The 25,252-nt window shown below is 65.9% G+C and carries 28 protein-coding genes; 11 read left to right on the top strand and 17 right to left on the bottom strand.

Going from position 1 to position 25,252, the window contains the following annotated elements; all coding sequences use genetic code 11:
• The first annotated feature begins 97 nt into the window (after positions 1-97).
• On the top strand, positions 98-1,045 hold the full coding sequence (locus ACUXST_RS08080) for a glucokinase (RefSeq protein WP_458389460.1): 948 nt from the start codon (positions 98-100) through the stop codon (positions 1,043-1,045).
• A 3-nt stretch (positions 1,046-1,048) separates the two neighbouring features.
• Here the strand turns inward: ACUXST_RS08080 and odhB are convergent, their stop codons facing one another.
• Genes odhB through mdh form a run of 5 tightly spaced genes read right to left on the bottom strand, consistent with a single transcriptional unit; the run spans position 1,049 to position 7,396 of the window.
• Complete coding sequence (gene odhB / locus ACUXST_RS08075; RefSeq protein ID WP_458389459.1) at positions 1,049-2,368, bottom strand: 2-oxoglutarate dehydrogenase complex dihydrolipoyllysine-residue succinyltransferase; 1,320 nt, start codon at positions 2,366-2,368, stop codon at positions 1,049-1,051.
• A gap of 9 nt (positions 2,369-2,377) precedes the next feature.
• Positions 2,378-5,185, bottom strand: a complete 2,808-nt coding sequence (locus ACUXST_RS08070) for a 2-oxoglutarate dehydrogenase E1 component (protein WP_458389458.1) — start codon at positions 5,183-5,185, stop codon at positions 2,378-2,380.
• A 37-nt stretch (positions 5,186-5,222) separates the two neighbouring features.
• Positions 5,223-6,107, bottom strand: a complete 885-nt coding sequence (gene sucD, locus ACUXST_RS08065; protein ID WP_458389457.1) for a succinate--CoA ligase subunit alpha — start codon at positions 6,105-6,107, stop codon at positions 5,223-5,225.
• Positions 6,108-6,434 (bottom strand): hypothetical protein, encoded by a 327-nt coding sequence (locus tag ACUXST_RS08060; protein ID WP_458389456.1) that lies wholly within the window; start codon positions 6,432-6,434, stop codon positions 6,108-6,110.
• Positions 6,434-7,396: a malate dehydrogenase gene (gene mdh, locus ACUXST_RS08055; RefSeq protein WP_458389455.1), complete on the bottom strand. Its 963-nt coding sequence runs from the start codon at positions 7,394-7,396 to the stop codon at positions 6,434-6,436. The genes ACUXST_RS08060 and mdh overlap by 1 nt, the downstream gene beginning before the upstream one ends.
• 217 nt (positions 7,397-7,613) lie before the next feature.
• Between mdh and ACUXST_RS08050 the strand changes: the two genes are divergently transcribed.
• The 7 genes from ACUXST_RS08050 (at position 7,614) to ACUXST_RS08020 (ending at position 13,332) form a co-directional block, all read left to right on the top strand.
• Positions 7,614-7,955, top strand: a complete 342-nt coding sequence (locus ACUXST_RS08050; RefSeq protein ID WP_458389454.1) for a hypothetical protein — start codon at positions 7,614-7,616, stop codon at positions 7,953-7,955.
• A 111-nt stretch (positions 7,956-8,066) separates the two neighbouring features.
• On the top strand, positions 8,067-8,402 hold the full coding sequence (locus tag ACUXST_RS08045) for a hypothetical protein (protein WP_458389453.1): 336 nt from the start codon (positions 8,067-8,069) through the stop codon (positions 8,400-8,402).
• 123 nt (positions 8,403-8,525) lie between these two features.
• Positions 8,526-9,302, top strand: a complete 777-nt coding sequence (locus tag ACUXST_RS08040; protein WP_458389452.1) for a succinate dehydrogenase iron-sulfur subunit — start codon at positions 8,526-8,528, stop codon at positions 9,300-9,302.
• Positions 9,299-9,796: a PaaI family thioesterase gene (locus ACUXST_RS08035; protein ID WP_458389451.1), complete on the top strand. Its 498-nt coding sequence runs from the start codon at positions 9,299-9,301 to the stop codon at positions 9,794-9,796. The genes ACUXST_RS08040 and ACUXST_RS08035 overlap by 4 nt, the downstream gene beginning before the upstream one ends.
• Positions 9,793-10,923, top strand: a complete 1,131-nt coding sequence (gene zapE, locus ACUXST_RS08030; RefSeq protein ID WP_458389450.1) for a cell division protein ZapE — start codon at positions 9,793-9,795, stop codon at positions 10,921-10,923. The genes ACUXST_RS08035 and zapE overlap by 4 nt, the downstream gene beginning before the upstream one ends.
• Positions 10,924-10,952: 29 nt before the next feature.
• On the top strand, positions 10,953-11,837 hold the full coding sequence (locus tag ACUXST_RS08025; RefSeq protein WP_458389449.1) for an aspartyl protease family protein: 885 nt from the start codon (positions 10,953-10,955) through the stop codon (positions 11,835-11,837).
• Between the two features lie 58 nt (positions 11,838-11,895).
• On the top strand, positions 11,896-13,332 hold the full coding sequence (locus ACUXST_RS08020; protein ID WP_458389448.1) for a M20/M25/M40 family metallo-hydrolase: 1,437 nt from the start codon (positions 11,896-11,898) through the stop codon (positions 13,330-13,332).
• Here ACUXST_RS08020 and ACUXST_RS08015 read toward each other — a convergent pair.
• On the bottom strand, positions 13,329-13,784 hold the full coding sequence (locus tag ACUXST_RS08015; protein ID WP_458389447.1) for a peroxiredoxin: 456 nt from the start codon (positions 13,782-13,784) through the stop codon (positions 13,329-13,331). The genes ACUXST_RS08020 and ACUXST_RS08015 overlap by 4 nt on opposite strands.
• Position 13,785: 1 nt before the next feature.
• Positions 13,786-16,470 carry a bifunctional [glutamine synthetase] adenylyltransferase/[glutamine synthetase]-adenylyl-L-tyrosine phosphorylase gene (locus ACUXST_RS08010; RefSeq protein WP_458389446.1) on the bottom strand — a complete coding sequence of 895 codons (2,685 nt, stop codon included), beginning with the start codon at positions 16,468-16,470 and terminating at the stop codon, positions 13,786-13,788.
• A gap of 71 nt (positions 16,471-16,541) precedes the next feature.
• Here ACUXST_RS08010 and ACUXST_RS08005 point away from each other — a divergent pair, with 71 nt between their 5' ends.
• Positions 16,542-16,724 carry a hypothetical protein gene (locus tag ACUXST_RS08005; RefSeq protein ID WP_458389445.1) on the top strand — a complete coding sequence of 61 codons (183 nt, stop codon included), beginning with the start codon at positions 16,542-16,544 and terminating at the stop codon, positions 16,722-16,724.
• A gap of 37 nt (positions 16,725-16,761) precedes the next feature.
• On the opposite strand, the gene ACUXST_RS08000 is transcribed toward ACUXST_RS08005, so the two are convergent.
• From ACUXST_RS08000 to ACUXST_RS07990, 3 genes are all read right to left on the bottom strand, one after another.
• A complete protein-coding gene (locus tag ACUXST_RS08000) occupies positions 16,762-17,406 on the bottom strand; it encodes a sigma-70 family RNA polymerase sigma factor (RefSeq protein ID WP_458389444.1) in 645 nt (214 codons plus the stop codon).
• Between the two features lie 81 nt (positions 17,407-17,487).
• Positions 17,488-17,640: a hypothetical protein gene (locus ACUXST_RS07995; RefSeq protein ID WP_458389443.1), complete on the bottom strand. Its 153-nt coding sequence runs from the start codon at positions 17,638-17,640 to the stop codon at positions 17,488-17,490.
• A gap of 75 nt (positions 17,641-17,715) precedes the next feature.
• Positions 17,716-18,516 (bottom strand): response regulator, encoded by an 801-nt coding sequence (locus ACUXST_RS07990; RefSeq protein ID WP_458389442.1) that lies wholly within the window; start codon positions 18,514-18,516, stop codon positions 17,716-17,718.
• A gap of 292 nt (positions 18,517-18,808) precedes the next feature.
• Between ACUXST_RS07990 and ACUXST_RS07985 the strand changes: the two genes are divergently transcribed.
• Positions 18,809-19,000, top strand: coding sequence for a NepR family anti-sigma factor (locus tag ACUXST_RS07985; protein WP_458389441.1), 192 nt, complete (start codon positions 18,809-18,811; stop codon positions 18,998-19,000).
• Between the two features lie 27 nt (positions 19,001-19,027).
• Positions 19,028-20,557, top strand: a complete 1,530-nt coding sequence (locus ACUXST_RS07980) for a sensor histidine kinase (RefSeq protein ID WP_458389440.1) — start codon at positions 19,028-19,030, stop codon at positions 20,555-20,557.
• 134 nt (positions 20,558-20,691) lie between these two features.
• Here ACUXST_RS07980 and tatC read toward each other — a convergent pair whose 3' ends face one another.
• Genes tatC through ACUXST_RS07945 form a run of 7 tightly spaced genes read right to left on the bottom strand, consistent with a single transcriptional unit; the run spans position 20,692 to position 25,220 of the window.
• Positions 20,692-21,537, bottom strand: coding sequence for a twin-arginine translocase subunit TatC (gene tatC / locus ACUXST_RS07975; RefSeq protein ID WP_458389439.1), 846 nt, complete (start codon positions 21,535-21,537; stop codon positions 20,692-20,694).
• Entirely contained in the window at positions 21,534-21,866 is a 333-nt protein-coding gene (gene tatB / locus ACUXST_RS07970) for a Sec-independent protein translocase protein TatB (RefSeq protein ID WP_458389438.1), read from the bottom strand. The genes tatC and tatB overlap by 4 nt, the downstream gene beginning before the upstream one ends.
• 15 nt (positions 21,867-21,881) lie before the next feature.
• Positions 21,882-22,175 carry a twin-arginine translocase TatA/TatE family subunit gene (locus ACUXST_RS07965; RefSeq protein WP_458389437.1) on the bottom strand — a complete coding sequence of 98 codons (294 nt, stop codon included), beginning with the start codon at positions 22,173-22,175 and terminating at the stop codon, positions 21,882-21,884.
• Positions 22,176-22,199: 24 nt separating this feature from the next.
• Positions 22,200-22,766, bottom strand: a complete 567-nt coding sequence (gene scpB / locus ACUXST_RS07960; RefSeq protein ID WP_458389436.1) for an SMC-Scp complex subunit ScpB — start codon at positions 22,764-22,766, stop codon at positions 22,200-22,202.
• Positions 22,766-23,524 carry a segregation and condensation protein A gene (locus ACUXST_RS07955; protein ID WP_458389435.1) on the bottom strand — a complete coding sequence of 253 codons (759 nt, stop codon included), beginning with the start codon at positions 23,522-23,524 and terminating at the stop codon, positions 22,766-22,768. The genes scpB and ACUXST_RS07955 overlap by 1 nt, the downstream gene beginning before the upstream one ends.
• A gap of 8 nt (positions 23,525-23,532) precedes the next feature.
• Positions 23,533-24,543, bottom strand: a complete 1,011-nt coding sequence (gene nagZ, locus ACUXST_RS07950; RefSeq protein WP_458389434.1) for a beta-N-acetylhexosaminidase — start codon at positions 24,541-24,543, stop codon at positions 23,533-23,535.
• On the bottom strand, positions 24,540-25,220 hold the full coding sequence (locus tag ACUXST_RS07945) for an SPOR domain-containing protein (RefSeq protein ID WP_458389433.1): 681 nt from the start codon (positions 25,218-25,220) through the stop codon (positions 24,540-24,542). Before ACUXST_RS07945 ends, nagZ begins: the two co-directional genes overlap by 4 nt.
• Positions 25,221-25,252: the final 32 nt, after the last annotated feature.

The raw sequence follows: 25,252 nt of genomic DNA, 5'->3' as shown, positions 1-25,252 counted from the left end.
TGCGCGCGCCTTAGACTTGGCCGCGGCAACCCGTCGAGAGGTAACCCAAGCTTAAGTGGTGCGTGTTAGCGCTATCACCAGGGGTGAGAGTGGTATGATGAGCTCGAGTTTGCCGGACGCCCGGCCGTGGTTGCTTGTCGAAGCGTCGGCGCAGGGCGTCCTGCGGGTGGCGACGGCCACGCCGTCGCCGCGACCGCGGCTGCAGGCTGTCCGTGAGATCGACATCACGGGGGTGCCGACCTTCACCGACGGGCTGCAGCGCGTCGAGCGCGAGCAGGGCGTGACGCTGCACGGCACGCGCTGCGTCATCGCCATGGCGGGGGCGACGAGCGGCGAGGCGCTGTCGCTGGTGCGCTCGCGCTGGACGATCACCCGCTCCGGACTGGCAGCGATTTTCGAGCACCCGGTCATGGTGCTCAATGATGTCGCTGCGCGCGCGTGGGCCGTGCGGTCCGGCTCGGCGACGGTCGGCAATCTCCGCGGCATCGGCGCTCCGGCATTCGACAAGCCGGCGCGCTTCGTCATGATCATGGTCGAGGAGGGTGTTGGCGCTGCCATCGTCGACGTCGACCGAACCGGTCACATGCGCGTGCTCGAAACCGAGGCCGGGCACATGGATTTCGCGCCGCTGAGTCAGGCCGAGTTCCAGCTGTCGCAAGCGCTCAAGGGCAATTCTCCCGCGGCAAGCTGGGAACGGCTGCTGATGGTCGACCGCAACGATCCCCTGTGGGCGAGCGCCTGCCCGCAGATGCTCGATCCCGAGCGGCCGCGCCTGCAGTCGGAACTCCTCGGTCGGTTCGCGGTGAACCTGGTCCACGCCTATGGCGCCTGGAATGGGGTGATGCTGACGGGATCGCGAGTGAACCGCATCCTGGAGGCGGGCGGCCGCAGCGCATTCGACTCCAGTTTCGCCGGGCGCAGGAACTTCGCGCGGCTGATTGGCGCCTGCCCTGTGTGGCGGGTAGACCAGCACGAGGCCGTGCTCACCGGCACTGCGGAGCGGCTCGCCTACAACATGCAGTCGCAGGCGAGAGCGGCAGCCTAGTTTCTATAGGTCGATGAGGAGCCGGGTCGGGTCCTCGATCGCTTCCTTCACCCGCACCAGGAAGGTCACCGCCTCGCGGCCGTCAACCAAGCGATGGTCGTAGCTGAGCGCCAGGTACATCATGGGCCGGGCAACGATCTGCCCGTCGCGGACGACCGGCCGCTCCTCGATGCGGTGCATACCGAGCACGCCCGACTGACCCGCGTTCAGGATCGGCGTCGACAGCAGCGAGCCGAACACGCCGCCGTTCGAGATGGTGAACGTGCCGCCGGCCATGTCGTCCATGGTCAGCGTGCCGTCCTTGGCTCGCTTGCCGAAGTCCGCGATTGTTTTCTCGATCTCGGCGAAACCCATCGCCTGGGCGTTGCGAACGACCGGAACGACCAGGCCCTTGGGCGCGGAGACGGCGACCGAGACGTCGAGGTAGTCGCGATAGACGATCTCATCGCCATCGATCATAGCGTTGACCGACGGCACGTCCCGGGCTGCAAGTGCACAGGCTTTCACGAAGAAGCCCATGAAGCCAAGCCGGATGCCGTGCTTCTTCTCGAACAAGTCCTTGTAGCGCGCCCGCGCCTCGATGACGGCGGTCATGTCGACGTCGTTGAAGGTCGTCAGGATCGCCGCGGTGTTCTGCGATTCCTTCAGGCGCGTGGCGATGGTCTGGCGCAGGCGCGAAAGGCGCACGCGCTCTTCCTTGCGCTCGCCGGAGACCGTCGCTGGCCGCTGAGCGGCGGCCGCCGGGGCAGGTGCGGAAGGCGCCTTGAGTTCAGGCTGCGGCGCTGGAGGAGTCTTCTGAGCCTGCGCCGCCGCGATCACATCGTCCTTGGTCAGGCGTCCGTCCTTGCCGCTGCCCCGGATCTTCGTCGGATCGACGTGATATTCGAGAACCGCGCGGCGAACCGCCGGCGACATGGTGGAGATGCCATCGTCCGCCGACGATGCCTCGGCGTTGTTGGTGACCGCATCAGGCGCGTGCTCGCTGCCGCGCAACTGCGGGTTCTCCCCGGCACCGGCGGGGTTGGTCGCGGTGCTCGCAGGCACTGGAGCAGGACTGGACGCCGGAACTGCAGCGCCTGCCGTCGCACTCTGGTCGATGCGCGCAATCACTGCTCCGACCGCGACATTGTCGCCTTCGTGGACCAGCTGCTCGGTCAATACACCGGCGACGGGTGACGGCACGTCGACGCTGACCTTGTCCGTCTCCAGGCTCGCGATCGGCTCGTCGGCCGCAACTGCTTCACCGGGCTTCTTCAACCACTGGGCGAGCGTGCCTTCGGTGATCGATTCCCCGAGGGCCGGGACCTGAACGTCAGTCGCCATGATGATCCTTCACTCTGCCGCGACCGCGGCGGACTCGACGGGGCTGCTATGGCCGAGCGCGGCTGCAATCAAGGCCGCCTGCTCTGCGGCGTGCCGCTTGGCAAGGCCGGTCGCCGGCGAAGCAGCAGCGTCGCGACCCGCATATTGCGGCCGCATGTTGCCGAACCCCGTTTCCACCAGGCAAGCCTCGAGCAGCGGCTCGACGAACGTCCAGGCGCCGTTGTTCTTTGGTTCTTCCTGCGCCCAGATCACGTCCTGCAGCTTCGGCATGGCGCGAAGCCGCTTCACCAGGGGCTCCGACGGGAACGGATAGAGCTGCTCCATGCGCAGGATCTCCACGCCGCTGTCCCCCGCCTGGTCGCGCTGCTCGATCAGGTCGTAGGCGACCTTGCCCGAGCACAGCACCAGCCGGCGCGTCTCGCCTTCCGCCGGCGGACTCAGGTCGGAGACAATCCTCCGGAAGTGGCTGTCACCCGTGAAGTCGGCGATGCTCGATACCGCAAGCTTGTGCCGAAGCAGCGACTTGGGAGTCATCAGGATCAGCGGCTTGCGGAAGTCGCGACGCATCTGCCGGCGCAGGATGTGGAAGTAGTTCGCCGGAGTCGTGCAGTTCGCGACCTGGAGATTGTCCTCCGCGCAGAGCTGGAGGTAACGCTCCAGCCGCGCCGAGCTGTGCTCCGGCCCCTGTCCTTCGAAGCCGTGCGGCAGCAGCATGACCAGGCCGCTCGCGCGAAGCCACTTCGCTTCGCCCGACGCGATGAACTGGTCGATGATGGTCTCCGCGCCATTCGCGAAGTCGCCGAACTGCGCTTCCCACAGCACCAGCGTCCGCGGGTCGGCGATCGAATAGCCATATTCAAAGCCAAGCACGCCGAACTCGGAAAGCGGGCTGTCGCGCACTTCGAAGCGACCGGGCTCCACGCTGCACAGCGGGATGTACTTGTCCCCGTTCTGCTGGTTCACCCACACCGAGTGGCGCTGGCTGAAGGTGCCGCGGCCGCTGTCCTGCCCGGACAACCGGACGCCGTGCCCTTCCGCAATCAGACTTCCGAACGCCAGCGCTTCCGCGGTCGCCCAGTCGACTCCCGCGCCGCTCTGGAACATCTCGCGCTTGGCATCGAGGATGCGCTGCAAGGTGCGGTGAACCTGGAAGCCTTCCGGAACGTGGGTCAGGACCTCGCCGAGGCGGCGGAATTCGCCCTCGTCGATCGCCGTCGCCGTGTTGCGCCGGCCGAGCACCGGCTCGCCAGGACGGCCGAGACCCGCCCAGCGCCCCTCGAACCAGTCCGCCTTGTTGGGCAGGTAGGAAATGGCTGCCTGGAAGTCAGCTTCCAGGTGGGCGACATGCTCCTGCGTCTGCTGGTCAATCCAGGCCTGGTCGACGACACCTTCCGCAATCAGCCGCTTGCCGTAGATCTCGCTGATCGGCGGGTGACCCTTGATTGCCGCATACATCAGCGGCTGCGTGAAGCTCGGCTCGTCGCCCTCGTTGTGGCCGAAGCGGCGATAGCACCACATGTCGATCACGATGTCGCGGCCGAACCGCTGGCGGAACTCGATGGCCAGCTTGCAGCAGAAGGTGACCGCTTCCGGATCGTCGCCGTTGACGTGCAGGATCGGCGCCTGGATGCCCTTGGCGACGTCCGACGGGTAAGGCGACGATCGCGCGAACTGCGGACTGGTCGTGAAGCCGACCTGGTTGTTGATGATGAAATGGATCGTGCCGCCGGTTGCGTAACCTGGCAGGCCCGAGAAGCTCAGGCATTCCCAGACGACGCCCTGCGCCGCGAAGGCCGCGTCGCCGTGCAGCAGGATCGGCAATACGCTCTTGCCGTGCGGGTCGCCCTTCAGCGTCAGCACCGCGCGCGCCTTGCCGAGCACGACCGGGTCGACGGCTTCGAGGTGCGACGGGTTCGGCAGCAAGGACAGGTGCACCTTGTTGCCGTCGAACTCGCGGTCCGACGAGGTGCCGAGGTGGTACTTCACGTCGCCCGAACCGCCGACGTCGGCCGGGTTGGTCGCGCCGCCCGCGAACTCGTGGAAGATCGCCTGCGCGGGCTTGCCCATGACGTTCGACAGGATGTTCAGCCGGCCCCGGTGGGCCATGCCAACGTCGATCTCCTGGACGCCCATCTGTCCGCCGTACTTAATGACCGCCTCAAGCGCCGGGACCGCACTCTCGCCGCCGTCGAGGCCGAAGCGCTTGGTGCCGACATATTTGCGGGCGAGGAACTTCTCCCACTGCTCCGCCTGAATGACCTTGACGAGGATCGCCTGCTTGCCTTCGGGCGTGAACTGGATTTCGGCGTCCTTGCCTTCCATCCGCTCCTGGAGGAAGCGCCGCTCCTCGACCTCGTTGATGTGCATGTACTCGAGGCCGACGTGCCCGCAGTAGTTGGCCTGCAGCACGTCGACGATCTGGCGCACCGTCGCGCTCTGGAAGCCAAGCGTGCCGCCGATCCAGATCGGCCGATCGAGGTCGGCGTCGCTGAAGCCATGGTAAGCCGGGGTAAGGTCCGCCGGAACCTCACGGCGCGTGAGGCCGAGTGGGTCCAGGTTGGCCGCGAGGTGCCCCCGCACCCGATAGGTGCGGATCAGCATCATGGCGCGGATGCTGTCGTCTGCGGCGCGCCTGATCTCGTCCGGGCTGGCGCCGGCCTTTGCGGCCTTGTCCGATGCGGCCGCGCGAACCTTTTCGATCACCGCTTGCGTGGGATCGAGGCCAAGGTTCACATCGTCCAGTTCGGCAAGCGGCCAGTTCTCCCGCTCCCAGCTGGGGCCGGCCTCATGTTCGAAGTTCAGGTTCTGGTGGTCCAAGTGTCACTCCGTCCCCGTGCGAACGCACGGGGTCCAGTTACGCTGCCAGCAATGCCTTGAGCGTCTTGCCGAGCTCAGATGGGCTTGGAGATACGGTAATTCCAGCCGCTTCCATGGCAGCGATCTTGCTTTCCGCGTCGCCCTTGCCGCCCGAAACGATGGCGCCGGCGTGACCCATCCGGCGCCCGGGAGGCGCGGTGCGGCCCGCGATGAAGCCGACCGTCGGCTTCTTGCGACCACGCCTCGCTTCGTCCGCGAGGAACTGGGCAGCGTCTTCTTCCGCGCTGCCGCCGATCTCGCCGATCATGATGATCGACCTGGTTTCGTCGTCGGCAAGGAACATCTCGAGCATGTCGATGAACTCGGTGCCCTTGACGGGATCGCCGCCGATGCCGACGGCGGTCGACTGGCCAAGCCCCTCGTTGGTCGTCTGGAACACCGCCTCGTAGGTCAGCGTGCCGGAGCGGCTGACGACGCCGACGCTGCCCTTCGAGAAGATATTGCCCGGCATGATGCCGATCTTGCACTCGTTTGGCGTGAGGACGCCCGGGCAGTTGGGCCCGATCAGCCGCGACTTCGAACCGTCGAGTGCCCGTTTGACCTTGACCATGTCGAGGACCGGGATGCCCTCCGTGATGGTGACGATCAGCGGCACTTCCGCGTCGATCGCCTCGAGGATCGAGTCCGCGGCGAAAGGCGGTGGGACGTAGATGACGGAGGCCGTCGCGCCGGTCTTGGCGACGGCGTCAGCGACAGTGTCGAACACGGGCAATCCGAGGTGCTCGGTCCCACCCTTACCGGGCGTGACTCCGGCAACCATCTGCGTGCCGTAGACCAGCGCCTGCTCGGTGTGGAAGGTGCCGGTTTCCCCGGTCATCCCCTGCGTGATGACCTTGGTGTTCTTGTCAACGAGGATCGACATTCAAGAGTCCTTTGTGGGCGACGGAATTGCCCCTAATCGTTTCAAGAGGATCAAGTTTCCGAGACCCAGAACGGCAGCTGCGGGGATCGAAAAGAGTCCCGACAAGAAGATCGCGAGCGCCCAGAAGCCGAAAGAGCTACCGTAGGCTGCAGCTCCCAAAACGGCCCCAGCTGCTACTGACACAATGCCGAAGGTGAGAAGATTGCGCGCCACGCAGTACCTGATCTCGCTCGATGCACCGGATGCCCTTTGCACTTGAAAGATCCACCAAAGACTCGCCGAGACGGGCACGATTGCAGCTAACGCAAAGGCAAATCCTTCATCCATCAGTCAAGCGAACTGTCGATCTGCTTGCAGGCGGCGAGCAGCTCCTTGACCGCGTCGACGCTGACCTGGAAGTTGGCCTTCGCCTCGTCCTTCAGCTCGATTTCGACGATGCGCTCGACGCCGCCGGCGCCGATCACGACGGGGACGCCGACGTAGAGGTTGTCCACGCCGTACTGCCCGGTGAGGTTCGCAGCGGCGGGGAGGACCCGCTTCTTGTCCTTGAGGAAGCTCTCGGCCATCGCGATGGCGCTGGTCGCCGGAGCGTAGAAGGCCGAGCCGGTCTTCAGGAGGGCGACGATCTCGCCGCCGCCGCCGCGGGTGCGCTTGACGATCGCGTCGATCTTGTCCTGCGTCGACCAGCCCATCTTGACCAGGTCGGGGATCGGGATGCCGGCGACGGTCGAATATTCGACCACCGGGACCATGGTGTCGCCGTGGCCGCCGAGCACGAAGGCGGTGACGTCCTCGACGCTGACGTTGAATTCCTCGGCCAGGAAGTGGCGGAAGCGGGCGCTGTCGAGCACGCCGGCCATGCCGACCACCATGTGGTGCGGAAGCCCGGAGAACTCCCGAAGTGCCCAGACCATAGCGTCGAGCGGATTGGTGATGCAGATAACGAATGCATTCGGGGCATTGGCTTTGATCCCCTCGCCGACCGCCTTCATCACCTTGAGGTTGATGCCGAGCAGGTCGTCGCGGCTCATGCCCGGCTTGCGGGCGACGCCAGCCGTGACGATGCAGACGTCAGCGTCGGCAATGTCCGCGTAGTTCGACGTGCCCTTCAGGTTCACGTCGAAGTCGTCGACCGGACCAGCCTGGGCGATGTCCAGGGCCTTTCCTTCAGGCACGCCCTCGACCACGTCGAACAGGACTATGTCGCCAAGCTCCCGAATTGCGGCGAGGTGAGCCAGGGTGCCGCCGATCATTCCGGCGCCGATGAGCGCGATTTTCTTCCGAGCCATGAGCCGGGCTTCGAACCTTTCTGCTTTGTTGTCGCGGCGGCCGCGAAAGGGAGTCGCCACGTGACGAGCGCGGCGCCCGATTAGCGAGGTGCCTCCAACCCCGCAACCACGACGGGGCAAGCCAGCAACAAGATTAAAAGGGTGTAACCTTCGGCGAACCGCGCAACTGGCCCGACGCGCCGCTCGTTTGCTCCAAGTCAATTTCAGGAGAAAACCTATGACGAAATTCTTCCTTGCACTCGGCGCGGCAGCGGTCGCGTTGAGCGCGGCTCCGGCCGACGCCAAGCGCTATACGAACCACACGACATGCTCGAAGTGGCGGCACGGCCGCTGTGTTGCCTGGCATCGGCTCACCCGCCCCCAGGCAAGGCGGGCAGGTTACGCGGTCGGCTATCGCTTCGCGCCGACCTATTCCTACACCCAGTACAGCGCGCTGCCGGCGCCGCTGGTCCGCCGCTACAATCTGCGTCGCGACTGGCGCTACGTGAACCAGGGCGGCCGCGTCTACGTCGTTAATCCGCGCACCTACCGGGTTACCCGCGTTATCAGCGTCCGGTAGTTACGGCGAACCGTTAGCTGGCGGCGCCCGGTTCTGCCGGGCGCCGTTCGCCTGACGTAACAATTGCTGTTGGCGAGCGTTCGTCGCGCAACAACCTTGGAAGGATTCACGATGAAGATGTTCCTGATGCTAGCCAGCGTAGCAGCGCTCGGCATCTCCGCTCCCGCTGCGGCGCAGCGGCACGGCCACCACAACGCCCATGAGGGAAGGCACGACAACGGCCATCATTATGGGCAGAGCCGTTCGCACCATCAGCGGTTCACGCGCGGGCAGCGTTACCAACGCGGCTACGGCACCTACTATAGCTACAACCGCATTCCCTACAGCGTGCGGCACCGGTACAACCTGAACTCGCGCTACCGCTACTACTATAACAACGGCTATTATTACGGGGTCGATCCGACCACGATGGTCGTTCAGCAGGTGATCTCTGCGCTGCTGCGCTAGTCACCGGCGAAATCGAACGGAGGCCGTGGGCAGATCGCCCGCGGCCTTCGTTTTTGCCCTTCGTAGCTTTTGAAAACGCCCGGCTCACGTGCTAGCGGCTCGCCCAAGCAAGGAGCATTCAGCTTGGCCGAGTTCACGCTTCCAAAGAACAGCAAGATCCAGAAGGGTCGTCAGCATCCGGCAGAGACCGGCAAGCGCCTGAAGACCTTCAAGGTCTATCGCTACGACCCCGACAGCGGGGCCAACCCGCGGTTCGACCGCTACACCATCGACCTCGACAAGACGGGTCCGATGGTCCTCGACGCGCTTATCAAGATCAAGAACGAGATCGACCCGACGCTGACCTTCCGCCGCTCGTGCCGAGAGGGCATTTGCGGATCGTGCGCGATGAACATGGAGGGTCGCAACGGGCTCGCCTGCACGACGGCGATCGAGGACATCAAGGGCGAGGTGCAAATCACCCCCCTCCCGCACATGGAAGTCGTCAAGGACCTCGTGCCCGACCTCACCCACGTCTACGCGCAATATGCGTCGATCCAACCCTGGCTGAAGTCGGCCACACCCGCTCCGTCCCGTGAGCGGCTGCAGTCGCCCGAGGACCGCGAGCAGCTGGACGGCCTCTACGAGTGCATCCTGTGCTTCTGCTGCTCGACGAGCTGCCCGAGCTATTGGTGGAACGCAGACAAGTTCCTGGGGCCCGCGATCCTGCTTCAGGCCTATCGCTTCCTCGCCGACAGCCGCGACGAAGCGACCGGCGAGCGGCTCGACCAGCTCGAGGACCCGTATCGGCTCTATCGCTGCCACACGATCATGAACTGCGCGAACGTCTGCCCGAAGGGTCTCAACCCCGCCAAGGCGATCGCCGAGACCAAGAAGCTGATCGCCGAACGAACGGCGTGAGCGAGGACCCTGCCGCGCCGTCTGAGCTGATGGAAGACGTCGGCATCCCGACCGGCGCCACGCGCGACGACGAACATCCCGGCTGGTTCAGCTGGGGCGATTTCCCGCGCGGCAGCTTCGCCGGCGCCACCGGCCGCCTGCTGTTCAAGCCCGACGGGTCAGGCCGCGCGCTCACCCGCATGTTCCCGACCGAGGCCCACATGAACATGGGCGGATCGATCCACGGTGGCGCCGTCATGAGCTTCATCGACATGTCGCTCTTCGCCGGCGGCCACTGCGCCGGCATGCAGCCCGGACACTACGTGACCCTCGACCTCACGACCCACTTCGTTGCGCGCGGCCGGGCGGGCACACCGCTCGAAGCACACGTTGAGCTGGTCCGGCAAACCCGCGGGCACGCCTTTCTGCAGGGCATCGTTCGCCAGAACGGCGAGCCCTGTTACAGTTTCAGCGGCACGCTGAAGCGCATCCGCGAGCGTAACGCGCCGGCATGACCGGGCCGGTCCGGGCCGCCTACGACCGGCTCCTGAAAGCGGGCGAGCTCAAGCCCGACGCTGCGCAACAGCGCGCGGTTGCAGCGCTCGACCGCCTCGCTGCGGCGCTGACCCGCAAGCCTGGATTGCTCTCGCGCCTCATGCGCTCGGACGCGCCGGGCCCCGCGGGCGCCTACCTTTGGGGCGGCGTGGGGCGCGGCAAATCGATGCTGATGGACCTCGCCTTCGTGCACATCGACGTGCTCCCCAAGCGCCGCGTCCACTTTCACGAGTTCATGCTCGAGACCCACGAGCGGCTACGCAAGGCGCGCGAGAGCGAAAGCGGCGACCCGATCGAGCCCGTGGCCGAGCAGATCGCCGGCGAAGCGAAACTGCTCTGCTTCGACGAGATGCAGGTCACGAACCCGGCCGATGCGATGATCCTGTCGCGCCTGTTCGGAAAGCTCCTCGAGGAAGGCGTCCGGGTCGTCACCACCTCCAACCGGCCGCCACGCGACCTCTATAAGGACGGCCTCAACCGTGAGCTGTTCCTGCCGTTCATTGACCTCATCGAGCAGCGCATGCTCGTGGTGGAAGTGAACGGCCCCACCGACTATCGGCTCGAACGATTAAGCGGCGTCAATGTCTGGCACGTTCCGAACGGGCCTGAAGCGACCGCGGCGCTGAGCCGAGCCTTCTTTCAACTGACCGACTATCCGGTCGAAGACCGCGCCAAGGTCCCATCTGAAGAGCTGGATGTCGGCGGCGGGCGAACGCTGCACGTCCCCAAAAGCCTGAAAGGTGTCGCCGTTTTCTCATTCAAGCGGCTGTGCGGCGAAGCGCGCGGCGCGGCCGATTATCTGGCGATCGCCCGGCGCTTTCATACGGTCATCATCGTCGGCATCCCGGTGATGGGCCCCGACATGCGCAACGAGGCGGCACGTTTCGTCACCCTGATCGACGCCTTGTACGAGCATAAGGTGAAGCTGCTTGCGGCGGCGGACGCGGAGCCATCCGGCCTTTATCCGCGCGGCGACGGAAGCTTCGAGTTCGAGCGGACCGCGAGCCGCCTCGAGGAAATGCGGAGCGCCGATTATCTGGCGGAAGGCCACGGCCTCATTCATCAGCAGGACAGCGAGCTTATTTAGGTACGGCCTCGCAACAATCTGGACGCGACGTGCGCAAGCTCATTTTTTCCATTGCCGGCCTTTGGGCCATGGCTGTCCCGAGCTTCGCGGCCGCCGTCGAGCCGACGGTGCTGAAGCTGGAGCCGTTTCGGAAATCCGTGGCCTTGAAGGTCGAGGTTGGCGGCAAGCTACGACTGTTCCAGCTCGACACCGGCGGAGGCATCAGCTTCATTTCGCCCGAGCTCGCCAAGAGCCTAGGCTGCGAGAAGGGCCTGCGAGTCAGCGGCTTCCGGATGACTGGCGAGAAGCTGGACGCCCCGCGCTGCGACGACGTCGCGCTGAAAATCGGAGGTCGCGAGTTCAAGGTTCCGGTGGCGGGCGTCTACCAGGTCGGTGAGTTCAACGCGAAGGGAGTAACCGTCGATGGGTTGCTCGCGCTGGACGCCTTCGCAGGACAAACGATCACTCTGGATTCCGCCGGGCTCCGACTCATCGTCGAGACACCCGAAAGTGCCAGGCAGGCCATCAACGGTGCGACAGAATTGCCCGCACTCACCGTGCGGGAAATCGGTGGGCATGGCCTGGCCGTGGATGTCCAGGTGCCGACATCCGCAGGGCCGCTGGGCTTCCAGATCGATAGCGGGAATGGCGGCACGATCCTGGTCGCCAAAGACTATGCCAAGCTGTTCGGAATCAGTCCCGACAAGGGTCCGCAGAAGGGCTCCATCCCAGTCGGGCAGGGGATCGAGGCCAATGGGCTGATCTTTCCCGCCGGGATCACGATCGACGGCAACCTCGGAATGCCGTTCCTGAAAAACTATCTGGTGACGATCGATCTTGCGAGGGGCCGCCTGTGGCTGAAGCCCAATCCGACCCCTCCCCCCGCGGGGATGGGCGTTCCTCCGGAAATGCCGCCGCCACCGGTCAAGCGATAAGCGCACGCTTGACCATCACATTGCCGCGCCTAGTCCTATGCGGGATCGGGAGGCATTCATGCGCAACATCATCGCCGGCTTATTCGCCCTTGGGACTGCAACCGTGGCCACGGCCGCGACGGATCCGCGAACGGTTCCGAGCGAATTGCCGAAGCAATGGCAGGCACGTACCCGGGATGTGTTCAAGCAGGCGATCGAGATCCCGACGGTCCACAACCGCGGCCAGATGCACAAGATGGCGACCCTCCTTGCCGACCAGTTCCGCAAGGCGGGCATCCCCGCCGCCGACATTCACTTCATGCCTTATGAGGCACTGCCGGGCGACAAGACCGAAGCGCTGATCGTCCGCTGGCGCTCACCGAAAGCGACCAGGAAGCCGATGCTTATCCTTGGCCACATGGATGTGGTCGAAGCCAAGCGCGAAGACTGGAAATATGATCCGTTCGTGTTCCGCGAAGAGGGCAATTACTTCCTTGGCCGCGGCACCAGCGACATGAAGAACGGCGACGTCGCGACGACCATGGCGGCGGTCAAGCTGATGTCCGAGGGTTTCAAGCCGAACCGTGACATCATCTTCTTCTACAGCGGCGACGAAGAAACGCAGGGCATGGGCGCAACCCTGGGGGCATCCAAGTGGCGCGACCTGACGGATGCGGAGTTTGGCCTCAATGCCGACGGCGGCTGCGCCTCTTACGATCGGCAGTTCCGGCCGCTTGGCTGCGGCGTGTCGATCGCCGAGAAGACCTTCCAGACCTACTTGTTCACCACCCATAACCCCGGTGGCCACAGCTCACGGCCGCGCCCCGACAACGCGATCTATGAGCTTGCCGATGCGCTGAAGGCCCTCCAGGCACACCGCTTCACGCCGGTCCTGAACGATGCCAGCCGCGGCTACTTCGAGGAGCGCGCACGCCAGGAAGGCAACAGTCCGCTCGGCCAGGCAATCCGCCGCTGGCTTGCCAATCCGAACGACGGCGCAGCTGCCGATGCAATCGAAGCCGACCCGCTCGAAGTTGGCCTGACCCGCACCCGCTGCGTCGCCACGATGCTGCAGGGCGGCCATGCCGACAACGCGCTCCCGCAGAGCGCCCAGGCAACCGTCAACTGCCGTATCATGCCTGGCGTCGAGCCGAAGGTCATCCAGGCGGAACTGCAGCAGGTCGTCGGTTCGAAGGTCGAGGTCACGCCCGATCCCAACTACATCGGTGTGCCGACGCCGACCTCGCCTCTCCGCTCCGACGTGCTCAAGGCAGTGACGGCGTCGATCCAGCGCTTCCACGGCCCGGAGATGCACGTTTATCCGATGATGCAGACAGGCGCCAGCGACGGCAGCTTCTTCCGGGCGAAGGGTATTCCGGTCTACGACGTGGACGGTAGCTGGGGCATCTCACCCGACGACGAGCGCGCCCACGGGCTCGACGAGAGACTCCCGGTCCGCGCGATGTACGACGACGTCCTGCATTGGGAGATGCTGATCCGCAGCCTGGCCAGCTAGGCCCTCGCCGCCTCCAGCACTTCCTGCGCGTGGTTCGGCACCTTGACTTTGTGCCACGCCTTCAGGACCTCGCCGTCGGCGCCAATCAGGAACGTCGCGCGCTCCATTCCCATGTACTTGCGGCCGTACATCGACTTCTGGACCCAGGTGCCGAACGCTTCGGAGATGCGGCCGTCCTCGTCGGACACGAGCGGCACGGAGAGGCTGTACTTGTCGATGAACTTCTCGTGCTTCTTCATCGGGTCGCGCGACACGCCGAGCACCGCGACGCCAGCCTGCCGGTAATCGTCGGCAAGAGCCGTGAAATCCTGCGCCTCCCGGGTGCAGCCCGACGTGTCATCCTTGGGATAGAAATAAAGCACCACCGGCCGTCCCGGCGCGGAGAGGTCGACGCTGCTCCCGTCGCTCGCGCTCACCGTGATTGCCGGTGCCTGGTCGCCTTCGCCGATCATCTCAGCCCTCCCTGACTTGTCGCCACAGTTCAGCGATCCTCTGCCGCGCCGCGCCATGGGCGGCAAGCAGGTCGTCCCAGCTTGCGTGCCCGCACAGGCTCGCCACCAGTGGCCGAGATCGCTCCGGCGGCTCGTTGCTGCCGGGCGCAAGCAGACGCATCACCACGAGCATCCGACTTAACAGCCGCAAATCCGGGTCGAACGAGGGATCGATCAAGCCGGCGGAGGCGAGACCCGCAATTCCAAATTCGAGCCGCGGATCGAGACCGGAGCCGTTGATGAGCTGCAGCGTGTGCACGGCAAACTCGAGGTCGACGAGCCCGCCCGGCCCCAGCTTGATGTCCAGCGGCCCCGAGGGCGCCTTGTGGCGCGCCATCTCTGCCCGCATTCCCGCCGCATCCGACCGGGTTTTCGCGGCGTCGCGCGGCGCTCGCAAGATCGTCTCGATGCCTGCGAACAGCGTCGTCATTCGCTCCGGCGACGCGTAGACCGGGCGCGCGCGGCACATCGCCATATGCTCCCAGGTCCACGCCTCGCTACGCTGGTATTCGAGGAAGCCCTGCAGGGAGACGGCGAGCATCCCCTGCGCCCCCTGCGGCCGAAGCCGCGTGTCGATATCGTAGAGCGGCCCTGCCGCCGTCGGCACGCTCAGCGCCGCGCTCACGCGATTGGCGAGCCGATTGTAATAGTCCGTCGCCGTCAGCCGCTTGGCGCCGTCGGAGACCGCCCCCGGCGGCGCGTCGAACAGATAGATGATGTCGAGATCGGACGCGTGCGTAAGTGCGCGCCCGCCAAGCCGCCCGAGCGCCAGGATCATCAGCTCGCCGCCATGGATACGCCCATGGCTGCGCGCGAACTCCTCAGTGGCAGCGTCCGCAAGGGCGACTACCGTCCCTTCCGCGACGTTGCTGTAGCCGAGCGCCAGTTCGAGCGGGTCAGCGTGGCCGGAAATGAGCTGGACCCCGAGCGCGAACCGGCGCTCATTGATGACGCGCCGCGCGCGGTCGAGTGCGTGGTCGTAGCTTTCGCCCGCCATCGCCGTCTTCAGCCGCTTCGCCATGACCTCCGGCTCCGGCCGTAGCGCGAAGCTCGACTCGTCGATCAGGCCGTCGAGCAGGTCGGGGCGGCGCGCGAGCATGTCGGCGAGCGGCGGCGCAAAGGTCAGGATCAGCGCCAGTCGCTCGGCCAGCGGCGGCCGCGCTTCCAAGAGTCGGTAGAGGTTGATCCCGCTCGAAAGCTTTTCGACGATATCGCTGAAGCGGTTGAGAGCGCGTTCCGGATCAGGCCCGCCGGCAATCGCCCGAAGTAGAGCGGGCAGCATCGCCTCGAACGCGTTTCGCGCGGGCGGGGAGCGCAGCGACCGCGCCTTGCCCGACCGCCAGTCGGCGATCCTGCGAATGGCAGGCTGCGGATCGGTGAAGCCGAGCGTGCGCAGCTCATCGCCGAGGATCGCCGCGTCGTTGGACAAGCGGCCTTCACGGTCCGGCGCGAGCGAGTCGAACAGCGCTTCCGCGCGATCCACGGGTGGCCGCAGCAGACCGATCAGCGCGTGCCCGTCCTCCAGGCCATGCAACGCTCCCAGCGCGTCGAGGCTCTCCCACTGCTGCGGCAGCAGGTGGGTCTGGGCATCTTCGACCATCTGCACCCGGTGCTCGATCGTCCGCAGCAGGCGGTAGCTTTGACCCAGCGCCGCGACGTCCTTGGCTGGCAGCCTGCCGGCAGACTCGAGCGCGGCGAGCGCGTCGAGCGTCGCGGGTGCCCGCACGGAGGCATCACGGCCGCCGTGGATCATCTGCTGGATCTGCGTGAAGAACTCGACTTCGCGGATGCCGCCACGACCACGCTTGAGATCGTACCCAGGACCAAGCCTGGCTCCCTGCGCATAATGGTCGCGGATGCGGGCGGAGATCTCCCGTATTTCCTCGATCACGCCGAAGTCGAGCGACCGCCGCCACACGAACGGCTCGACGGCCTTCAGGAAGCGCTGGCCCAAAGCGATGTCGCCGGCGCAGGCCCGGGCCCGGATAAAGGCTGCCCTCTCCCAGGACAGAGCGCTCGATTCGTAGTGGGAGATGGCGGCGTTGACCGACAGGGCAATCGGCGTGACTTCGGGAGATGGCCGCAGCCGGAGGTCGACACGCGCGACATAGCCGTCAGCAGTCCGCTTCTGCAGGATCTCGATGATGCGCCGCCCCACGCGTACCGCCGCTTCGGCCGGCTCGTCGCGCCCGCGGCGCGGCAGCCGCTCAGGATCGAACAGCAGCAACAGGTCCACGTCGGAAGAATAATTGAGCTCGTGACTGCCGAGCTTGCCCATGGCGATGACCGCGAACCCTTCACTCGGCGCGCCCGGAACGCGCTCTTCGATGGCTGCGGCGACTGCGCGGTGGATCGCCCGGTCGGCGAAGTCCGACAGCAGGCGCGTGACCTCCTCAAGCGGCAGCTCTCCGCACAGGTCGCCTAATGCCACCGCGAGCGCCAGGCCCTGCCGCTGGCGCCGCAGCTCCACGTCGATTGAGTCAGCCCGTTCGGCAAGCGCCGCATCCGAGGCAGCGATGGCGCCCTCCGCCAGGAACGTCTCGACGATCCGGGGCGCGGCATCGATCGCGCTCCGCAGGAAGGGCGAAAAGCGGATCGCCCGGTCAACCGCGGCCGGTCTGCTGCTTGCTGGTGATTCTGCGCTCATTGGCGCCGGTTCATTGCCAAATTTACCCGCGGCGCGAAACTTCGAGCCCCAGTCGCTCGTTTGCACCTCGAATGAAGGCCGAACATGATTCCAACCAGGAATCCGACGTCAATTGTCTGGATCGCCGCATGATCCGCGTCGACTTCCCGCCCGCGCACGCCGGGATCACGGCTGCGCTCCGTCGCGCCTTTGAGGCTGCGGCGTCCGAGCCGTGTGAGCGCGATTTTGCGGAATTGCTGCGTCAGCTGAACTGACCGGCGCCGCTGGGCGGCACCTTCTGCTTGATCGCAACTAGCCGTGGTCGCGACTAAGTTCGTCGACTTCACCCATGATCGTCTGAAGCGCCGACTTGTCCGGATCGCTCTTGTGCTGACGCCGTGACGGGAGCTTTCCGCTCGACAGCAGCTGCTCGAGCGCGACGCGCCCGCGCGCCACGCGACTCTTGATCGTGCCGACCGCGCAACCGCAGATTTCGGCCGCTTCCTCGTAAGCGAAGCCGCCCGCACCGACGAGGATCAGCGCCTCGCGCTGCGGCTGCGGCAGGTGGAGAAGCGCCCGCTGCATATCGGCGAGCTCGACGTGCCGGTCCTGGCTCGCAGGCGCGGCCAGGATCTTCGACGCGGTGATGTCGTCCCATTCGCCCTTAAAGCGCGCTCGCCGCATCTGGCTGAGGAACAGGTTGCGCAGGATGATGAAGGTCCAGGCGCGCATGTTGGTGCCGGCCTGGAACCGCTTGCGGGCTGCCCATGCCTTGAGCAGCGTCTCCTGCACGAGGTCGTCGGCGAGGTCCCGGCTGCCCGAAAGCGAACGGCCGAAAGCGCGCAGATGCGGAATGACGGAAGCCAGCTGATCCTTGAACTCGGGGTCCGAAAGCGGGACCGGCTCAGGCCGTGGGCCCTCTTCCGGGCCGTCGTCGTCTTCGCTGTCTTCGCTCAAAATCCCACCCCTGACGGCGGCCCGGATGAAGGGCCGCTGCTAAACCAACCATGAACAGCGAGCGTTAGAGAAGATAGGTGCTCAGGAGCGCCCAACCAAGACGATGATCGTAAACAACACGATCACCAGGAGGGTGCCGATCACGAGGACGTTCCGGGCAACGCCCGGCGTCGAACCGGCCCGAGCCTCCGTAGTCGTCGTGTGGATCGGGGATTCGGACTGCTGATCAACCATTATGTTCTCGTCACAAAATCACTGTTCCCAAGGGCAACGCCCCGACCTGAGTCGTGTTCCGCCCGGTCTTGGCGATCAGCCGGCAGGGACGGTCGCCGCATCGAAGAACAGCGCCTGTGCAATCGCCGCCTTCACGGTCGACCGCTGGAACGGCTTCGTGATGAGGAAGGTCGGCTCCGGCCGAGTGCCGGTCAGCAGACGCTCGGGGAACGCCGTGATGAAGATCACCGGCACCGAGAATTCGGCGAGGATGTCGCGCACCGCGTCGATGCCGCTCGAATCGTCGGCAAGCTGGATGTCGGCGAGAACCAGGCCCGGCGGGCTCTGGCGCGCCTGCGAAACGGCCTCATCGCGCGTGACTGCAACCCCCGTGACATTGTGACCGAGGTCGCGGACGATGGTTTCGATATCCATCGCGATGATCGGCTCATCCTCGATGATCAGGACGTCAGCGAGAGTCTGGCGCTCGATCTCCTCGAGTGCTTCGGCGACCAGGGAGTCGACGTCGTTGGGGCTGGCCCCGATCAGGTAGGCGGTGTCCTCCGACGAGAATCCCTCGAGCGATGTCAGCAGCAGCGCCTGGCGTGAAAGCGGCGTGATGCGCGAAAGCCGTGCGTGGGCGATGCTCTCCGCACCCGCTAGGTTGTTGGTGGGCTCTTCACCCTCTTCGATGTTGGCGGTCGACCAGATCGCGTGGAAAGTCTTGTAGAGGCCAAGGCGCGGATCGACGTCGCGCGGGAACTCGTCCGGCTTGGCGACGATTGCTTCGAGGGTCGCGCGGACGAATGCGTCGCCGTGGGCCTGACTGCCCGTGAGAGCGCGTGCGTACCGACGCAGAAATGGCAGATGCGGAGCAAGTTCCTGGCCAAGCGACATGAGTTAAGGCTCTCCCGATGGAATTGCGGCGTCAATGACGGCGCACCCGAATTGTTGCAACCCTGGAAGGGTCGTTCCGCGCTCGGCTTTCCTGCGCCCCCCAAGGATGTGAAGTGCGTCTGGAACAAAGGACCGGCCATTTGGTTTCCCCGCCAGGGCCGGCAAGCTGCATTGCTACAGGCAGCAGCCGGCTCCTGCATATCTGCGCCATGTGGCGGCGTGTGAAATGGCGTTGCGCGTGCGGTGCAGCTTTGTATGACGCGCCGTTGCCCGCGCGAGGGGGGACGAGAGGTTGAGTGGCAAGGATCGAGGCAAGCCGGAACGGGCCCGAAATTCGGACAAGCCCGCCGCAGCGAGTCCCGGAAAAAAAGGTGGAAAACAGCGTCCGGCTGATGTCGGGCGTGCGTTGCGTACTGTCTATGACGATACGCTGCGCGAAAGCGTCCCCAACGAATTCCTGGACCTGCTGGGCAAGCTCAGCTGATTCGGGCTGCCGTCCGGCGGCTCGCCGGTGAACGGCCTCACGACCCGCGCTGAGGGTCTGCCGACAGCGGCCAAACTGCTTCTAATCCTGACCGCAGTGCTGCTGCCCATCGGCATGCTGCTGACCTGGTTCGCTGCGAGCGGGATCAACCAGGCAAACAACGCGCTGCGCGGCCGCGTCGAAGACCAGGAGCGCATCGCAGCCCGCAACGTCCAAAGCCTGCTCGCCCGCAACGCCCTCGCGCTAAGGATCGCCGCCAACGGCGCACTCGTTGACGGGCAGCACGGCGCTTGCGAGCGCGCCCGCCGTTCGCTCGCCATTGCCCCCGCCGTCTCGCAGCATTTCGAGCTGGAGACCTCCGACGGGAAACCTCTCTGTTCGGATAGCGACATCGGCGACAATGCCCGCCTGCCGCTCGTCGCTCCCGGCGACATCCGCGTCAGCATCGCCGCACACGGCGACGGCGTCGCAGTGCGCGCCGGAGTCATCGGCGGGATGGCGACGGCCGTGGTGCCGATTTCCGAGCTTCGGACAGCAGCGCTGGAAACCGGCGGCATTGAATCGTTCATCCTGGCGGAAGATGGCCGAGAGCTGCGCGTGCTCGGTTCGCCCCAGGTCGGCCATGTCAGCATGGCCATCACGCAGTGGCCGATCGCCAGCGGTGGCCTGGTTGCCCGCGTCGGCTCGCCGATGAAGCGGATCACGACGGCCGACCGCCTGGTCCTGCTGCTTCCGGTGTTGATGTGGATCTTCGCCGCGCTGATCACCTGGCTGCTCGTCACCCGTCTGCTGATCCGCCCGCTCCGCCACCTTCAGCGCGCGGTGAGCCGCTACAAGCCGGGCGCGGACCTTCATTTGCCCCAAAAGCTCGGCCCGTCCCGCGAGATCCAGGAGCTTCGCGACTCATTCGGACGCGCGACCGCCCGCGTCGATGAATCGGAGCGCGACATGGCCGCCGCCCTCGATGGTCAGCGCCGGCTCGTCCGCGAGGTCCACCACCGGGTGAAGAACAACCTTCAGGTGGTCGCCTCGCTGCTCAACATCCACGGCCGCAGTGCCGGCACCGCGGAGGCCCGAGCCGCCTATGCCGGCATCGGCCGCCGCGTCGGCGCACTGTCGATCGTCCATCGCAACCACTTCGCCGAGATGGAGGAGAACCGCGGCGTCGCCTTGCGCACCCTCGTCACCGAACTCGCCGCCGAGCTACGCTCTGGCGCCCCCGAGAGCGCGCGCGGCCTGCAGATCGAATTGTCCGTCGATGGCGTCTTCACCACCCAGGACGTCGCCGTCGCCGTCGCCTTCCTGATGACGGAGATCATCGAGTTCGCAATGCTTCGCTGTCCGGAAGAGCCGGTCGAAGTTTCGCTGAAGCGTGCAAGCGAGCTGACGGCACGGCTGGCGATCAGCAGTCCGGTGCTCGTGCCCGACGAAGAGGGCGATCCGGCCAAGGCCCAGTTCGAGCGCATCGTCGGCGGTCTTGCGAAGCAGCTTCGCTCACCGCTCGACCGGCGCTTCGGAAGGTACAGCGTTGATCTGCCGGTGTTTCCCGAAAACTGACAGCGAGCCCACGGTCGTTACGGCGTTGACCAAAAAAGATGAATTAATTGGGAAATGCGCCGGAACTCTTCGCGAAAATGCTGCGTTGTGCTCTTCGGATAGTGACCTTTTGCCCCCCCGCTCTCGCTATCCGCTCAAATGGGCCCGGAACCGCCAACCCTCCCCCCCCCCGGTGGCGCTTCCGGGCCCTCTTCTGTCCGGGGCCCCTCTCCAACCGAGTTTGAGTTCGAACGCGCAGCGCGTCGCGCCGCACGCCAGTGCGTGATCCGGATCGCCAGGATCGCGAATTCGTAGAGGCCGTAGAGCGGCACCAGCAGCAACAGCATCGAGATGACGTCCGGCGGGGTCAGCACCGCCGCGACGGCCGCCGAGCCGACGATCGCGTAGCGCCGCGACTTGGCCAGCTGCTCGCGCGTGACGATGCCGGCGCGTTCCAGGACCATCAGCAGGATCGGCAGCAGGAACGCCGCGCCGAACCCGAAGATGAAACGGGTGCAGAAGGTCAGGTAATTGCCGACGCCGGGCAGCGCCTCCTGATGGATCCCGCCGACGTCACCCTGGTAGCTCAGCAGGAAGTGCAGCGCCCAAGGCATAGCCACGTAGAATGAGAAGGCTGCTCCGGTCGCGAAGAAGACCGGCGTCATGAACAGGAACGGCAGGAAAGCCCTTTTCTCCTTTGCGTAGAGGCCTGGCGCAACGAACCGCCAGATCTGCGTCGCAAGCACCGGGAAGCTCAGCATCAGGGCAGCGAAGATCGCGACCTTCACCTGCGTGAAGAATGCCTCGAAGATGTCGGTGTAGATGAGCTTGCCCTGGCCAGCGCGGATCAGCGGCTGGACCAGAATCGCGAAGATGTCCTGCGCGAACGAGAAGCAGATGAAGAAGGCGACGACCAACGTCGCAAAGCACCACAGGAGCCTGCGCCGAAGCTCGATCAGGTGCGCGAGCAGCGGCTGCTTGGTGTCGTCAATGTCTTTCAAGGCAGTGGCCGCTGCTCGACGGGGAGCTGCTCGTCGCCGGTGCCAGGCGGCCCTGTCGGCCCGGTCTGGCCAGGCTCGGGATAATGCGCCTCGGGCGGATGCACCCGCATGATGCGCTCATTGTCTTCGCGCCACTTGCGCTCGAGTTCCTCGAGCTCCGCCTCGCGGACCATGTTCTCGATTCCCGAAGTGAAATGACGCGCGATCCCGCGGACCTTGGCGACCCACTGCCCGACGGTACGCATCACCCTCGGCAGATCCTTGGGGCCGATGAAGATCAGCGCCAGGATCGCGACGACGGCGAGCTCTGAAGAATCAACGCCGAACATGGCGCTTCCTGCTGTCTAGCGGACTTCGTCGTCCCGTGACGGACGAACCACGCTGTCCTCGGGCCGCGGCGTCACGTCGATCGGCTCCTGCGGCCGCACCTGGTCGCGCGGCAGTTGGCGCGGGGGGTCGGACCGGCGCTGCTCGTCATAATTGCGACGTTTTTCTTCGTCCTCGTCAGCCATGCCCTGCTTGAAGCTTTTCAGCCCCTTCGCAACGTCGCCCATCATCGCCGAGAAACGACTGCCGCCGAACAGCAGGAGGACGAAGATCGCCACGATCAGGATGTGCCAGATGCTCAGACCGCCCATTGGGAAACTCCTTTGGCGAGCTATCTAGCCGTCCTCGTCTTCGCTTTCCAGCTGTAGCTGGAGAAGACTGTCCTCAAACGGGTCGAGCAGCCCGGCCGCCTTGAGGTCGTCGATGCCAGGAAGGTCGCGGCGAGACCCGAGTCCGAAGTGGGTCAGGAACTCCTGCGTCGTCGCATAGAGCAGCGGGCGGCCAGGGCCCTCACGGCGGCCCGCCGGTCTCACCCAGCCGGCATCCATCAGCACGTCCAGCGTGCCCTTGGAGATCTGGACGCCGCGGATGGCCTCGATCTCCGCCCGGCTGACCGGCTCGTGATAGGCGATGATTGCCAGCGTCTCGGTTGCCGCCCGCGACAATCGCCGCGGCTCCTCCCGCGTGCGGCGAAGCAGGTAGGCGAGGTCCGGCGCTGTCTGGAAGTGCCATCGCCCTGCGCGCTCGACGAGCTCAACTCCGCGGCCTTCGTAATGGGCGGCGAGCTGCGCGAGCGCGGCTGCGATGTCCCCTTCGCCGACATGCTCGGCAAGTTCATCGAGGCTGAGCGGCGCAGTCGAAGCAAACAGGGTCGCCTCGATCGCGCGCGCCAGCTCGTTCATCAGGCCGCCTTCACCCGGATGGGGGCAAACGCCTCTTCCTGTGCGATCTCCAGCCGTCCGCGCCGGGCAAGCTCGAGAGCGGCGACGAAGCTGGACGCAAGCGCGGAGCGGCGGAACTGCGGGTCCTGGGTCGAGGGGAGAAAAGTCTCGAGGAACGTCCAGTTGATGGCCGCTCCGATCATCCGCTCCACCCGCTCGATCGCTTCCTCCAGCGTCATCACCGCGCGGGCGTGCACCACGTGCATCGCCGGAGCGGTCCGCGCGCGGATGGCGCCGTAGGCTGCGAACAGGTCGAAGTCGCGGACCTGCCAGGAAGCGCGGCGAACGAGCCGCAGCCCCTCCGGATTGCCGCGCAGGAACACGTCGCGGCCAACGCGATCGCGTCCGAGCAGCCGCGCACCCGCGTCACGCATCGCGTCGAGGCGCTGAAGCCGCATCTGCAAGCGCAGCGCGATCTCTTCCGGGCTCGGGTCCTGCTCGGGGTCCTTTGGAAGCAGCAGGCAGGACTTCAGGTAGGCTAGCCACGCCGCCATCACGAGATAGTCGGCAGCGATCTCCAGCTTCAGCGACCGAGCTTCGTTGAGATAGCTCAGATACTGCTCGACGAGTTCGAGAATCGAGATCTGCGCGAGATCGACTTTCTGCGACCGGGCGAGGTTGAGCAGCAGGTCGAGCGGGCCTTCCCAGCCGTCCAGCGACAGCGTCAGCTCGTCCGAGTGGCGGACCGCGGGAAGATCGAACTCGGCATCGATGACCATCGTCCCGGCTAGACCAGCGCCAGCAGCTCGTCGCGGATCGCAAGCGAGGCCGTCAGGTCGGGTCCGTCGGGCTCGATCCCGGTGCCGGCCATTGCGCGGGCGAGCCGGGCTTCGGAGTCCGCGCTCATCTCCGGCGCTGCACCGGCAACTGCGATCATCTCGTCCATCTTGCCCGAACAGTGCAAGGCCACGTCGCAGCCGGCGGCGACCACGCCGGCGGCACGGGTGCCGAAGTCACCCTCAAGCGCCTCCATCCCCAGATCGTCACTCATCAACCAGCCGTCGAAGCCGATGCGGCCGCGGATGATTTCCGAGATCACGGTCGGCGAAAGGCTCGCCGGCCGCTGGTCGTCCCAAGCCGTATAGATGACGTGAGCGGTCATCCCCATCGGCGCCCGGGCAAGCCGCTCGAATGGCTCCAGATCGCTTGCGAGCTCGTCCGCACTAGCCGTGACGATCGGCAGCTCCTTGTGACTGTCGACCAGCGCTCGTCCGTGGCCGGGCATATGCTTGATCACGCCGGCGACGCCTGCCGACGCCATGCCGTCGAGAATGGCGCGGCCCAGCGCAGCGACCTGCATCGGCACCGAGCCGAGCGCGCGATCGCCGATGATGTCGCTTGCACCCTCCTGCCGGACGTCGAGCATCGGCAGGCAGTTCACGTTGATCCCGCTTGCATGCAGCGTCAGTGCGATCGCCCGCGCATTTGCGCGCGCAGCCTCGATCGCAGAGGAGGGCGCCGTCGCATAAAGGGCGGCGAAGCGCTCGCCAGCCGGGAACGCAGGCCAGTGCGGCGGCTTCATCCGCGCGACACGCCCGCCCTCCTGATCGATCAGGATCGGCACATCGTCGCGGCCGGCAATCTCGCGGAGTGAATCGGTCAGGCGCAGCACCTGCTCGGCAGTCTCGCAATTGCGCTTGAACAGGATGTACCCGGCGGCGTCGGCTTCGCGAAAGAACGCGTGCTCCTCGCCCGTAAGTTCTAGCCCGGCAAGGCCGTAGATCGCGGCCCGTGTCACTGGGCGATGAAGCAGTTCTCGCCCGACCCCTTCAAGGTCTGGCAGACCTGCCTGGCGTCCGCGGGCGAGGCAGCGCCGGCGCGAAGCCGGATGCCGCCCGGAAACGGAACGATCATCTTGTTGAGCGCCGCGACGCTCGGGAACTGCGCGGACAAGGCGGTCCATGCCCGCTCGGCCTGCGCCCGGTTCTGGAACGCTCCGAGCTGGACGACGCTGCCGGTGCCGCCAGTGGCCTTGGGCTGCGGCGCGGCCTCGGGCTGCGGCGTGACCGCGGCAGGCTCGGGCTGCTTGGTTCCTGCCGCGGGCGTCTGCGTTTGCGGCGGCGCCGGCTGGGCCGCTCCATGCGGGACCTTGCTCATGTCTAGCTGCGCGTCCGTGTCCTGGCCCGCGCTCGTCTCGAATGCGGTCTCGCTCTCGCCGGCGATGTCGAGACCGCCGGGGTTGGGCGGCCGGACTTTGTAGGGCGCCGGATCAGCCTTGATAAGCTCGGGTGGACCGTTCACCGCAGCATCGCGGCGCCCGATCCAGAAGAACGTGCCCGCGACCAGCAGCCCGGCGATCATCACCACGAACAGCGCCGCGAGCATCTTGCGGGCCGAAACGCCGCGCGGCTCGTCCTCGTCATCGACGGACTGCAGCCAGGGAAGCTCTTCGTAGGAGGACCGGCGATCGCTCACACCGCCTCCGCAACAGCAAGGCTGGCGTCCAG

The sequence above is a fragment of the Sphingomonas sp. F9_3S_D5_B_2 genome, assembly GCF_054263715.1.
Note: the sequence above shows the minus strand (reverse complement) of the source record. Positions and strands in the feature narration are given on the sequence as shown.